Here is a 12,793-nt window from a genome sequence, read left to right on the forward strand (position 1 = left end):
ACGAGGAGTGCTTCATGACGCCCCTTTCCGTGCCCGAGTACCGCGTGGCCCTGCCCAAGGAGCTCGTCGCCGAGCTCGCCCAGCGGGCCGCCGACCTGCCCGAGTGGCGGCTCGGCGACGACGGGCTGCTCTCGCCCGAGACCGCAGCGCGGTACCACGTGGTGCTGGCCGGGCTCCCTCGCATCGGCGAGTTCACCGCGACCTGCCACCGGCTGCTCGACGCCCCGGAGGGTGAGGGCTTCGCGGTCCTGGAGCTGGCCGAGCTGTTCGACGCGGCCGGTCCCGAGGAGGCCGGCATGCGGGCGGTAACCGCGCTGGTCTCCCTGATCGCGACGCCGCTACGGGCCTTCGACCGCTGGCCTCTGTGGAAGCCGTTGGGCACCAACCTCACCATCGACCCGATGCGGGCCACGGGCTCCGGCTACAACCCGATGCACATTGACGTCGTGAACTCCACCTTCCCGCCGGACTACAGCGCCCTGTTGTGCGTCCGTCCCGACCCGAGAGGACAGGGTCACAGCCTGGTCTCGCAGGTCCGGCGCGCCGTGGACCGGCTCGGCTACTCCGACGCCGAGCTGCTGACGCATCCGAAGTACGTCGACGGGGCGTTCTTCGAGCTGACGGGCGTCGGGGAGGAGTGGAAGCCGTTCCCGATCCTCGACGGACAGCCGCCGACGGAGGGCTTCGTACGGTTCACGGCCAAGATGCTCGCCGACGCCGACCCCGCCGACCCCTACATCAAGGCGGCCCGGTCCCTGGAGCGCGAGCTGATCACCGGGCAGCGCCGGTTCCTGCTCGGCCGAGGCGACATGCTCATCGCGAACCAGCACCTGTGCTGCCACGGACGGGAGCCGCTCGGCGGCGGCCAGGAGGACGTGCCCGAGGACGAGCGCCGGCTCCTGCTGCAGATCTTCCTGCGCGGTCAGGTGCGGCATACGGCGGAGCGGGAGGTCGTGGCATGACGGCGACGCCCGTGCTGGTGCCGCTCCCCATCGTGGCACCGGACGCGCGGCCGCGGGTCACGCTCACGGTGTGGCTGGCGGACCTCACGTACACCCAGCAGGCGATCTCGGCGGAGACGATGCCGCAGGCGGTGGCCGGGATCGCCACCTACGCGGCGACGCGGGTGGCACTGGACCATCCGGTACGGATCTTCAAATACCCCGAGGTCCTGGCGGCCGCCCTGGAGCAGGACGGGCCGCCGGACGTGATCGGGTTCTCGCACTACATCTGGAACAGCCAGCTGTCGCTCGCCTTCGCCGATCTGATCAAGGAGCGGTTCCCTCGTACGACAGTCGTCTTCGGCGGCCCTCACTATCCGCTCCGCCTCCCGGAGCAGACGGTGTTCTGGCGCGAGCGGTTGGCCGGCCGGGTGGACTTCTACGTCGATGGGGAGGGGGAGGCCGCCTTCGCCGACCTTCTCATCGCCCTCAGCCGCACGAGCCGCGATGACGTGCGCGGCAGCCTCCCGGGCGTGCACCACCTGGACAGCGACGGAACCTTGTACGCCCCGCCACCGCGTCCCCGGATCCACGACCTGTCCGACGTGCCCTCCCCGTACACGCTCGGCCTGATGGACGAGTTCTTCGACGGCAAGCTCGTCCCCACCGTGCAGACCAACCGGGGCTGTCCGTTCAAGTGCACGTTCTGCCAGGAAGGCACGGCCTACTTCCAGAAGGTCGCCAAGAAGAACACCGAGCACATCCGCAGCGAGCTGCACTACATCGGCCGCCGCATGAAGCCGCTCGTGGAGGCCGGGACCGCGCGCAACGAACTGCTCATCACCGACAGCAACTTCGGCATGTACCCGGAGGACCATGAGACCTGCCGGGTGATCGCCGAGTGCCAGCAGCTCTACGGCTGGCCCCGCGTCGTCAACGTCACCACCGGCAAGAACCAGCGCGACCGAGTCCTGTCCGCCGTCGCCCAGGTCCCAGGCGCGATCAGCCTGTCCGGCGCCGTCCAGTCCCTCGACCCAGGCGTGCTGCGCGACATCGCCCGTACGAACATCGACGCCGCCAAGCTCATGGAGATCGCCCTCGCGGCGGCCGACGCCGGCACGGGCACGTACAGCGAGGTCATCCTCGCCCTGCCCGGCGACTCCAAAGCCAGGCACCTCGGCACTCTGCGGCAGCTCGTGGACGCCGGTTTCAACCGGCTCAACATGTTCCAGCTCACCCTGCTGCCAGGCAGTGAGATGTGCACCGACGCCTACCGCCGCGAGCACGGCCTGGTCACCAAGTGGCGCGTCATGCCGCGCTGCTACGGCTCGTACACCGTGCTCGGCGAGGAACTGCGCGCCGCTGAGGTGGACGAGGTGTGCGTGACCGTGCCCGACATGGCGTACGAGGACTACCGCGAGTGCCGGGTGATGAACCTGCTCCTGGCCTCCCTCTACAACGACGGGCTGTTCGCCGTCCTCCTGGCCGTCCAGCGCTCCAGCCAGATCTCGCCCATGACCTGGCTGGAGCGGGCCCGGACCATGGCCCACGGCCCGGCCCTGGCCGCTGTCCTGAAGGAGTTCTCGGCGGAGACCGACGAGCAGCTGTGGGAAGAGCGAGCCGACCTCCTGTCGTACGCCACCGGCAACATCGACCAGTACATTGAGGGCCACCTGGGCAACAACCTGCTCTACACCTACCGGACCCGCATCCTCTCCGAGGCGCTGGACGACACCGCCGACCTTGCCGCCCGCGCTTGCCTCGCCGTACTCCGCGAAGCCGGCGTAGGAGTGGGCGGCGGCAGTCTGATCGAGGCGCTCGTACGCGAGGCCGCCGAGTACCACCGACTCACCCTCGCTGACGTCTTTCGCACTGAACCGCCCGAGGTACTCCGGCAGCCGGCGCGGTTCGACCTCGACGCGCTCCTGGCCGCCGGGCGGCACCGGGACGGAATCCGCGATCCCCGCCACTTCCGCCTTACGGAGGGAAAGGTTCGGGAGTTCGTCCTCACCGCGGAACAGCGGCGCACCCTCAGCACGTACATGGGTCAGTTCGGTACGACCCCGTGGGGCGTCGGACGTCTCCTCACCAAGGTGCGGCTGGCTGATATCGTCCGGCACGTCCGAATGACCCCCGGCCCGGGCACCGCCCCGGCGCCCGCCGGAACGGAAGCGCCCAGCACGTGACCAGCGCAGACCTCGACCGTCGTCTCGCCGCCCTGGGCCGGCCCTTCCGGCTGATCGTCACGGGCGGCGGGACCGGCGGCCACACCTACCCCGCCCTCACCGCCATCCGCACCACAGCCGCCCGGCTCGACCGCCTGGGCGTCGGCCTGGACGTGCTGTGGGTCGGCACAGCGACCGGCCTGGAGGCCCGCGTCACCGAACGCGAGGGCATCCCGTTCAAGACCGTGGCGACCGGCAAGATCCGCCGCTCCAGCAACCCGCTCAAGCTGGCCTCCCCGGCGAACATCAAGGACATGGGCCGCGTCCCACTCGGTGCCGCCCAGGCCCGCTCGATCGTCTCCGACTTCAGGCCCGACGTGGTGCTCTCCACCGGCGGCTACGTCGCCGTCCCGGTCGGGCTCGCGGCCAAGTTCTGCCGCCGCCCGCTCGTCATCCACGAGCAGACAGTCCGCCTCGGGCTGGCCAACCGCGCCCTGGCCCGGGCCGCGACCCGCGTCGCTGTGTCCTCCGAGTCGACCCTGCCCCTGCTGCCCGACTCGGTACGCGCCTCCGCGGTGGTCACCGGCAACCCCGTACGCCCCGAGGTCCTGACCGGCGAACCTGACAAGGCCATCGCCGCCCTGGGCCTCACGGGCTTCGACCGAACCCGGCCCACCGTCTACATCACCGGCGGCGCCCAGGGCTCGGTCCAGATCAACACCACCGTCCGCGCCGTCCTGCCCTGGCTGCTCACCCAGGCCAACGTCGTCCACCAGTGCGGCGCCACGTCCATCGAGGAGTCCCGCCAGTACGCCACCCAGCTCCCGGATGACCTCCGGCACCGCTACCTCGTCACCGACTTCGTCGGACCGGAGCTTCCCGACGTCCTGGCCCTCGCCGACGTCGTCATCTCCCGCAGCGGCGCCGGGACGATCGCTGAGCTCACCGCCCTGGGCAAGCCGTCCGTGCTCATCCCGCTCGCCACCTCGGCCGGCAACGAGCAGGAGCACAACGCCCTCCACCTCCAGCAGGCCGGCGCCGCCGTGGCCCTGCTGAAGGACGCGGTCACTCCCGAGGGCCTGCGCGATGCCGTCGCCCCGATCCTGGCCGCACCGGAGCGCCGAGAGCAGATGGCCGTGCAGGCCCGCGCCCTCGGCCGCCCTGACGCGGCGGACCGTCTGACCGACGTGCTGCTGGGCGTCGCCGTATGACACACCGGGCTCAGTCGGTCACGACAGCGTCGTCTGGCACTCCTCACACCGCCGAACCGCCGTCCGCGCGGTGTTGCCCGCTGTCGCGGTCGCCGGGGAGTTGTTGCTGAGCCGGTCCCAGAGCCCAGGTGCCGGATCGGGGATCCAGCCCCACCGAGGAGCCCTGACGTACTCCTCCTCCACGTGCGTGCAGGCGCCCGGCAGGTGCGCGTACCGCGTGGGCGAGATCAGGATGGTGTCTGCGGGGAAGCGTCGCCACTCTGCCCTTGCCGGGGACGAGGCACGCGACCGCGGCACCGCTCCGTCACGCGGACAGGAACACCCCAACCCGACGATGCAGTCGCATCGCTCGCACCGTTCCTCTTTCACAGCCCGTGTGTCCCCTCACGCCGTACCACTATCGAAGCGATAGACGACTTTGCCATTGAACTCGGCAAACCCGAGGGCCTTGTAGAAGGCCCGGGCTCCCGGATTGTCGCGCTCTGTCATCCACTCCAGGCGACTGCATCCCGGGCGCGCGGCGGCCAGGCTACGGAGTTCCTCCATGAGTCTGGCCCCGACGCCCTGCCGACGCAGGGTGTCGCGAACGTAGAGCTCCTTGAGGAAGAGGGAGTGCGAGGAGCCCGCGGCCGGCCAGAGGAAGGAGTAGGCGGCGAGCCCGACGATGTCGCCGGCCTCGTCCTCGACCAGGAGCGCGGACGCCAGCGGCGGCGAGCCGAACAGAGCCTCCTCCACCTGCGACCGCCGTTCCTCAAGCGGCTGGAAATCGGTCGCGCCGTAGTGCCGCTCGATCTCCTCGATCAGTTCGGCCACCGCCAGGACGTCGCGCTTCTCTGCGGGGCGGATGGTCACGGTCATCGGTGTCTGTCTCCCGTCGTTCCTCGGTCGCTTCGGGTCGCTCGGCTCTCTCACTCCAACGTGTGAACCCCTTACGGCGGTACGGCATGTGCTCCTATACGGCCGGGGGCGGAACAGCCGACGCGTACGCGTTCCAGCCGTGCTGCCGCAGAGAGTCCTGGACATGTCGGATGAGGTACTCCAGGTCCGCGCAGTAGACGGAGGGGTTCCGGTAGCCGCGGGCGGTGCTGAAGCGGTGCGGCAAGTACCCGCCACCGCAGACCTCCAGCAGCGGGCAGCTCTGGCACTTCTCGGCGAGGGCGGCCCTGCCGTACTGCCGGTGCTGGAGCTTCGGATGGCGCAACGCCTCGTCGAAGGTGTGGGCGAAGACGTCGAGCCCGAGCCAGGAGGCGCCCTCCTCGACGGACCGCAGTGTGTCCACGCCCTCGATCGTCCCGTCGGACTCGATGACGACGCTCGTCGGCGGGGTCAGACCGAGCGTCTCCACCGCGCCGCGTACGCCGGAGCTGAGCGCCACGATGTCCTCCAGCATCCGGACGCTGTGCCGGTACTCGGACCGGGCGAGCCAGGCGTCGTACACGCGGGTCATCCAGAGCCCGTACTCCGGCACGTCGAGGTTGTCGGGGTCGTCACGGTGCGGCGGGTCGTCGTGGGTGGCGTGCGGCAGGCCGAAGTCGATGACCGGCGGCTCGAAGGACGCCAGGTAGTCGTGGACCTCCGCGGGGTCGTTGGCCAGATCCACGACGGCGAGCAGGCCGGCGAACAGGTGCGGCCGGGACCGCAGCAGTTCGATGCCGCGTACGGCGGAGGCGGCGCTGGACCGACCAGCCTGTGTCAGCCGATGCAGGTCGTTCGCGACCGGCGGCCCGTCGAGGCTCACGCCCACGGCGACCCCGTACCGTTCGAAGAGGTCGAGCCACGCCTTCGTGAGAAGTGTCCCGTTGGTCTGCAGCTCGAAGTGGACGTCCGTACCCGGCGGGACGGCCCCGCGGACGGCCCCGAGCAGGTCGTCCATGTGCCGGGGACCGGCGAGCAGCGGCTCACCGCCGTGCAGCACGACGTGTACGGACGGCAGGCCGTGCGCCGCTGCGTGCTCGCCGATGCGTCGGCCGGCAGCCCGGGCCACGTCCACGCTCATGCGGACCGGCAGGTGCCGCCACGCCTGGTCCTTGGAATTGAAGACGTAGCAGTAGTCGCAATCGATGTTGCAGCGGTTCGCGACCTTGAGGATGAATGTCCGGAAGGGTGCGCTGTCTTCGAGGGGCGTCATCGAGGGGCGTCATCAAGCAGGAGCGCTCAGAACCACCACGGCAGGACGAGCGACGCCGCGTGAGGCCCCTCCGCGTGGTGTCCCTCTCTGGACGTCTCGGCTGCGAGCCGTTGCTGGACGCGTGCCGCGACTCGTTCCAGGACATCGTTCCCCTGCGCGTTCGTGGGGCGGACCAAGCCTGTTGTGGGCGGTGCGAGCACGGGCGTACGTGACGACAATCAACGCTCCTCGTGATGGGAGGCGCCGGCGTCGGACCGGCACCGTGCGACGGCGGGTTGAAGCGACAGACGGCTCGAAAACGTAGCAGCCCGCCGCCCGCGCCGGGATACGGAAACCGGCCAGCTGCCGGACTACCAGAACTACCCGGCCTGCGAGGCCAGTAGCCGTTCGAGCTCCTCGGCCGCCGCCCTCACCCCCAGCCGCCGGTACACCACGACCGCGTCACGCAGCGAGGACCCGGCCCGGGCGGCCGGCCTGCCCGTGATCCAGTCGCAGCGTCCGATCCCTTCCAGAGCCCGTGCCTCCTCCAGCGGACAGCGAATGTCCCGTGCCAGCGCCAGGGCCCGTCCGAAGTGCTCCCGCGCCGCGTCCGGATCACCGGAGGTGCGCAGCAGCGTGGCCCAGTGGTTGAGCACCTCCGCCTCACCGCACCGGTCACCCAGCTCACGCAGGATGTCCAGGCCCCTCCGGAACGCCTCGACGGCGCCCTCCCGCTCCCCGACCATCCCGCGGGCCGCGCCCAGCTCGCCCAGCGAGGCGGCCTCGCCACTGCGGCTGCCGAGATCGCGGTACGCGCTCAGGGCTTCCTCCATCAGCCGGACCGCCTCCGTGGCGTTCCCGGAGGCGCGCTCCAGCGCACCGAGGTAGCGGACGCTGTTGGCGCGGCCGAACCGCTCGCCGAGTTCGGTGAAGTACTCCAGCGCCTGGTCGTGGGCCTCTCGCGCCCCGACGAGGTCTCCTGTCAGCCTGCGCACCACACCCAGCTCGTTGAGGGCGTACGCCTGGTGCGCCCGGTCGTCGAGTTCCGCGTAGATGTCGAACGCCTCGCGGTGGCGCCGCGCCGCGGCCTCGTACTCGCCCATGAGGTAGTGCACGACGCCCAGGTCCCGTAGGGAGTTGGCCTCTCCGTACCGGTCGCCGAGCTCCCGGTAGATGGACAGCGCCTCGCTCTGCGCATGCACGGCGGCGTCGAACCGGCTGGTCTGCCGACGCACCATGCCGAGGTCCGCGAGCGCGTTGGCCTGCCCGAGGCGGTCGTCCACCTCACGGTAGAGGGCGAGTGCCTCGGTCTGGGCGCGGGCGGAGGCGTCGTTGTCGGCGGTGAGGTACCAGACGATGCCCGCCTGGTTGAGCGCGTCGGCCTTGCCGCGCCGCTCGCCGACGGCGTCGTACTGCGCGACCGCCTCGTTCAGCGCCTCGATCGCCTCGGGGTAGGCCGCCATGAAGCGCCGTACGACTCCGAGCTCGGCGAGCGCGTCCGCCAGTGCCCGCCGGTCGCCGGTGTGCCTGGCCGCCTCGGCCGCGGTCCGGTGGAGCCCGACGGCCTGGTCCCAGGGGCCGGCCTGCCGCAGGAACGGGGCCATGGCGGCGGCGAGTCGGATCACCGGCTCGTACAGGGCGAGGCTGTTCGCCCGCCGAATACAGGCAAGGACATTGGCCCGCTCGTTCTCCAGCCAGCCCAGGGCGTCGGTACGGGACTCCATCGGCGGCGTCTCCACGGACGAGGCGCTGTCCGGTGCTGCCGGCACCACGGCTCCGCGGCGGAGGATGTGCCTGTTCGCGACGGCGAGAGCGGCCAGGTAGTAGGCGCACACACGTTGAACGGCCTGGGCGTGTTCCATGTTGCTGCCTCCCTCGTCAGCGAGCCCGCGGGCGTAGTCGCGTAAGAGATCGTGAAGCCGGTACCGGCTTCCCGGGTGTTCGTCGATCATGTGGGCGTCGTAGAGCGCGTCGAGCTGACGGCGGGCCTCGGCCATGGAAACCGAGGCGAGCGCGGCACCGACGTACGCATCGAGGTCAGTCCCAGGGTAGAAGCCAAGCCCTCGGAAGAAACGCTGCCGCTCCGGTTCGAGATCCAGGTAGGAGAGCTCGAACGTCGCAGCGACGGCGCGTTCTCCGGCGCGCAGCTCGCCCAGCCGGTCCCGGGCTGCCACCAACCGCTCCCGCAGGTCTTCCGCACTCCACGACGGGTGGTGCCGCAGCCGGGCCGCGAGCAGCGACACCCCCAACGGCAGGTGCCCGCACAGCCCGACGATCTCCTCGACCGCGTCCTGGCCGAGCGCGTCCGCCGGCCGTCCGCTGAGCCGTACGAACAGGTCGACAGCGTGATCGAGCGGCAGCGCTTCCACGGGCAGCACCACCTCCTCGTGCGCCGCTAGCCGCTTCCTGCTGGTCACCAGCACCAGACAGCCGGACCCTCCCGGGAGCAGGGGCTCCAGCTGCCGGTAGCTGGCCGCGTTGTCGAGGATGAGCAGCGCCTTCTTCCCCGCGAGCCGTGTCCGCCACAGAGCGGCCCGAGCCTCCGTGACCGCGCCGGCGTCGTCCCCCACGGGTATCTGCCCCGTGGGCACCCCCGTGGCGGCCAGCAACGAGGCCAACGCCTCACCGGCCTGCACGGGACTGCGCCCCGCCGTATGTCCGTTGAGATTGACGAAGAGCTGCCCGTCGGGAAACTGGTCCGCCATGACGTGCCCGGCGCGCACCGCGAAGGCCGTCTTGCCGACCCCCGGCATCCCGTCGATGACGTGCACGGGCAGAGCGTCACCGCTCTCCTGAGCCACGCGCACCGACCGCACGAGCGATGCCAGCTCCGCGGCCCGATTCGTGAACGCCGCGGTGTCCCGCGGCAGCGCCCGCAGCACGAGCGCGGCCCCCGGAGGTCCCGACTCGTCCTCCGGCCGTGGCGGTTCCGTGCTCTGTACGGGCCTCCGGGGCTCCGACAACGCGGCAAGCAAGGCGGTCATCCCAACCAGCGCCACGCCGAGCATGACGAACGAGAACCAGGCGTGCTCTTGGACCCACCCCAGGAGGCCGGGCCACCGCGCTTGCTCGGACACCGCGTTTGTGACGAGCCCGATGAGCATCGTGATGACCGCACCACCGCCAGCGACGACAGCGATCGCGACCCCCCGCCGCAGCCTCATATGCGGGTTGTCCCCGTGTGCATACGCCGCCTGTACCCAGTTCTGGTCACGCCGCCCCCGAGTTCTCCGTGTCTCAACTCGCCAAGCGGATCAGTCGACATGGGGATTGGTCAAGGTCGCCTCTGCGCCACTTCCCGCTGCACGAGCCAGTCTGATTGGTTTGCTCGCGCGTGCTCCCGCTCGGTGGCGGCCGAGCAATGGTTCGGCCTCTACCTGCAGCCCGGAGCTCCAGGAGCCTATCGTCAGAGAGCGGCCCATCCCACTCGATCCGCTGACGGTTGGGGTGATCGGCCTTCACGGCACCTCATCTGCCACTACTCTGCGACCGTCCCAACTCCCCGCACCCGCGAGGACGTCATGCAGCAGACCTGGAACAGCGAACGCCGGCTCACCGCGATCGGACGAGCTGCGCTATCTGTCCCCGCTCGCCAGGCGTTTGCAGACAGGCAGCTCGGCCCGGAGCGGACGATCCTCGACTACGGATGTGGCCGAGGCGGCGACGTGCGCTCGCTCGAGCGGTTGGATTGCCGGGTCACCGGTTGGGATCCGTATTACCGCCCGGAGACGAAGCTGGAGCGGGCTGACGTTGTGCTCCTCACCTACGTCCTGAACGTCATCGAGGATCCCGAGGAACGCCGCAACACCCTCATGCGGGCATGGCAGTTGGCCAGGACTGTGCTCATCACCTCCGCACGACTCACCTGGGAGAAGTCCAAAGTTCGGGGCCAAGAGTTCGGAGATGGCCTCATCACCAGTCGGCAGACTTTCCAGCACCTCTTTGGTGCCAGCGAGCTGCGCGACTACGTTGAGGAAGTCACCGGCACTCGCTGTGTCTCAGCGTCCCCCGGCGTCGTTTACGCCTTCAAGGACGACTCGGCGCGGCTCAGCTACCTCGCCCACCGCATCGTCCCAGATGCTGAATGGCTGGCCTCTGAGGACACGACCTCGGCTATTGCCGCCGTCATCGATCACGTAGAACGCCGGGGGCGCCAGCCCCGCGTCGAAGAAATGCCGCGACCAGTGGCAGAGCTCCTGGCGCACTTGAAACCGAACGACCTCAAGCGGCTCGTTCGCGACTCCGCCGACCCCGAGAAGGTCTCGGAAGGAGCCAAGCACACGACTCTCAATACCCTGCTCTTCCTCGCCGTCGAACTGTTCAACGGCCGCGGGCCCTTCAGCAGTCTCCCGTTCAGCGTTCAGCTAGACGTGCGCACGTTCTTCTCCTCGTACAAAGAAGCCTGCCGGCGTTCAGACCGGCTACTGCTCAAGCTCCGCGACGACGGATACGTGCGCGGCGCGATGAACGCGTCGCAGGTCGGGAAGGTGACGCCAACAGCGCTGTACGTGCACCGGCGCGCACTGGACCGGATGCCCACCGTGCTACGGCTGTACGAGCACTGCGCCTCGATCGCAGCCGGCCGCCCGCAGGAGTGGACGGTAGCCAAGCTGAAGCACCAGGGGCGTGCTGTCTCTTGGCTCGACTACCCGGATTTCGACAAGGACCCGCACCCGCGCATCCAGTCCTCGTACATGGTGGATCTCCAGTCGCTGGAGACGTCCCACATGTCGTACGCGAAGTCCAAGAACCGGCCACTCCTGCACCGTAAGCACGAGTTTCTCGCACCCGACGATCCAGACGTGCCCCGTTACCGCCGCCTCACCGAGTCCGAGCTGAAAGCCGGGCTCTACGCGAATCCCCACCTCATCGGCACCGAGGACGGCTGGGCAGCCGAGCTGATCAGGTGCGGGCGCGAGCTGCGCGGGCACCGGCTGGTGCGCCGCGCAGCAGACTGACCTTCATCTACTCGGAGGCGGCCGGCTGCATCCGTGCGATCGTCGCCGCGAGGTCCTCCGGATCGAAGTCGGCGATCTGACTGGGGAACCACGAAAAGCGAAGCCCGTTGGTGGCCACTTCCTCCGGCAGACCCATGGCGGTCAGGACGTGACTCGGCGTGTACGAGGCGCTGGTGCACGCCGAACCCGTGGCGACGGCGACCTGGTCCTTCAGCCGTACGATCAGTGCTTCCGCGTTGAGCCCGTCGAAGGTCACATTCAGGATGTGTGGCACGGCGTGATCTGCGTCACCGTTGATGTGGAATCGGGTCTTCCCGAGGGCGGTGAGCATGCGCTCACGCATCGCATTAGCCTCTCGCTCCCAGCGTGCCTGTCCCTCCTGGAAGATCTTCGCCGCCTCGTAGAGTCCCATGATCAGGGGTACAGGGAGCGTGCCAGGGCGAAGCTTCCGCTCCTGGCCACCTCCGAACATGATCGGCTCCAGCGGAGCCTTGTCCCAGCCGCGGCGGCGGGTTACCAGGGCACCCACTCCCTTCGGGGCCCCGATCTTGTGGCCGCTGATGCTGATCATGTCGATGGGGGCCTTGAGGTCCTGCGGAACCTTCCCGTAGCCCTGCGCAGCGTCCACGTGAAGGAAGGTCGGCGTCTTGCGTAGCTCCTCGGCGAGTTCGGCGACGGGCTGGATGACGCCGGTCTCGTTGTTCACGTGCATCAGGGAGACCAGGAGGGTGTCCGGGCGCAGCTTCTCGAGCACGGCCTCAGTGGTGATCCGGCCAGACGGCCCAGGCTCAAGGAAGTCGACCTCGAAGCCCTTGCCCTGCAGGTGCAGCAGGGGCTCGATGACCGCCTTGTGTTCGATGGCAGAGGTGATGATGTGCCGACGCTGGTGCTTCTCGCCATACGGCGCCATGCCGAGGAGGGCGATGTTGTTGGATTCGGTCGCCCCACTCGTGAAGATGACCTCTTCGATCTTGGCACCGACTGTTCCCGCGAGGAACGCCCGGGCTTCCTGAACCGCCTTCTTGGCACGCGTCCCGTACTCATGGGTGCGACTGCCGGCGTTCCCGAAGTCTTCGGTCATCCAGTGGAGCACCACGTCCGCTACCCGGGGGTCGACGCGGGTCGTCGCCGCCACATCTAGATACGCCACCACAACTGCCACCCACTTCTGAGACGTTTCCCTGCCATCGTGTACGTCAGTCGGTTAACGTACACGCGCAACGCGTTAACGCGCAGCGGAGTGCCGACGCGTCCGTCAACACCGACTGTGCCGTACGTCATCCCGCCGAGTGGCAATCCGGCGGGATGGCGGCGAACGCGCGCTTAATCTCGTGCACTGCCTCCATCGTGACCTGCACGCACGAGGAGGACGCCTTGGTACGTCAAACGAGGGACGCCAGTCAGCGTGAGT

The 12,793-nt window shown here is 69.2% G+C and carries 9 protein-coding genes; 4 read left to right on the top strand and 5 right to left on the bottom strand.

The annotated features are described in order from the left end of the window. The first annotated feature begins 14 nt into the window (after positions 1–14). The 3 genes from I3F54_RS02900 to murG are packed head-to-tail and all read left to right on the top strand — an operon-like array spanning position 15 to position 4,317. Positions 15–962, top strand: coding sequence for a TauD/TfdA family dioxygenase (locus I3F54_RS02900; RefSeq protein ID WP_240116953.1), 948 nt, complete (start codon positions 15–17; stop codon positions 960–962). Then, positions 959–3,127 (top strand): B12-binding domain-containing radical SAM protein, encoded by a 2,169-nt coding sequence (locus I3F54_RS02905; protein WP_240116954.1) that lies wholly within the window; start codon positions 959–961, stop codon positions 3,125–3,127. The genes I3F54_RS02900 and I3F54_RS02905 overlap by 4 nt, the downstream gene beginning before the upstream one ends. Further along, complete coding sequence (gene murG / locus I3F54_RS02910) at positions 3,124–4,317, top strand: undecaprenyldiphospho-muramoylpentapeptide beta-N-acetylglucosaminyltransferase (protein ID WP_240116955.1); 1,194 nt, start codon at positions 3,124–3,126, stop codon at positions 4,315–4,317. Before I3F54_RS02905 ends, murG begins: the two co-directional genes overlap by 4 nt. A gap of 384 nt (positions 4,318–4,701) precedes the next feature. Here murG and haaN read toward each other — a convergent pair whose 3' ends face one another. From haaN to haaT, 4 genes are all read right to left on the bottom strand, one after another. After that, a complete protein-coding gene (gene haaN, locus I3F54_RS02915) occupies positions 4,702–5,175 on the bottom strand; it encodes a cyclophane-containing RiPP N-acetyltransferase HaaN (RefSeq protein WP_240116956.1) in 474 nt (157 codons plus the stop codon). A gap of 94 nt (positions 5,176–5,269) precedes the next feature. Continuing rightward, positions 5,270–6,445, bottom strand: a complete 1,176-nt coding sequence (locus I3F54_RS02920) for an FxsB family cyclophane-forming radical SAM/SPASM peptide maturase (RefSeq protein WP_240116957.1) — start codon at positions 6,443–6,445, stop codon at positions 5,270–5,272. A gap of 26 nt (positions 6,446–6,471) precedes the next feature. Beyond that, positions 6,472–6,663, bottom strand: coding sequence for a HaaA family cyclophane-containing RiPP peptide (gene haaA / locus I3F54_RS32305; RefSeq protein WP_308373047.1), 192 nt, complete (start codon positions 6,661–6,663; stop codon positions 6,472–6,474). Between the two features lie 141 nt (positions 6,664–6,804). After that, positions 6,805–9,588, bottom strand: a complete 2,784-nt coding sequence (gene haaT / locus I3F54_RS02925; RefSeq protein WP_275675617.1) for a cyclophane-containing RiPP biosynthesis TPR protein HaaT — start codon at positions 9,586–9,588, stop codon at positions 6,805–6,807. Between the two features lie 357 nt (positions 9,589–9,945). Here haaT and I3F54_RS02930 point away from each other — a divergent pair, with 357 nt between their 5' ends. Continuing rightward, positions 9,946–11,382 (top strand): DNA phosphorothioation-associated putative methyltransferase, encoded by a 1,437-nt coding sequence (locus tag I3F54_RS02930; protein WP_240116959.1) that lies wholly within the window; start codon positions 9,946–9,948, stop codon positions 11,380–11,382. 7 nt (positions 11,383–11,389) lie between these two features. Here the strand turns inward: I3F54_RS02930 and dndA are convergent, their stop codons facing one another. Then, the gene (gene dndA, locus I3F54_RS02935) at positions 11,390–12,544 is read right to left on the bottom strand and encodes a cysteine desulfurase DndA (protein ID WP_240116960.1); all 1,155 of its coding nucleotides are present in this window, start codon (positions 12,542–12,544) and stop codon (positions 11,390–11,392) included. Positions 12,545–12,793: the final 249 nt, after the last annotated feature.

The sequence above is a fragment of the Streptomyces sp. MUM 2J genome (assembly GCF_022414535.1).
Taxonomy (GTDB): domain Bacteria; phylum Actinomycetota; class Actinomycetes; order Streptomycetales; family Streptomycetaceae; genus Streptomyces.

What these genes read in the sequence shown, in the direction of transcription:
- I3F54_RS02900 (WP_240116953.1), top strand. Translation starts at nt 15, where the DNA reads ATGACGCCCCTTTCCGTGCCCGAGTACCGCGTGGCCCTGCCCAAGGAG.
- I3F54_RS02905 (WP_240116954.1), top strand. Translation starts at nt 959, where the DNA reads ATGACGGCGACGCCCGTGCTGGTGCCGCTCCCCATCGTGGCACCGGAC.
- haaN (WP_240116956.1), bottom strand. Translation starts at nt 5,175, where the DNA reads ATGACCGTGACCATCCGCCCCGCAGAGAAGCGCGACGTCCTGGCGGTG.
- I3F54_RS02920 (WP_240116957.1), bottom strand. Translation starts at nt 6,445, where the DNA reads ATGACGCCCCTCGAAGACAGCGCACCCTTCCGGACATTCATCCTCAAG.
- haaT (WP_275675617.1), bottom strand. Translation starts at nt 9,588, where the DNA reads ATGAGGCTGCGGCGGGGGGTCGCGATCGCTGTCGTCGCTGGCGGTGGT.
- I3F54_RS02930 (WP_240116959.1), top strand. Translation starts at nt 9,946, where the DNA reads ATGCAGCAGACCTGGAACAGCGAACGCCGGCTCACCGCGATCGGACGA.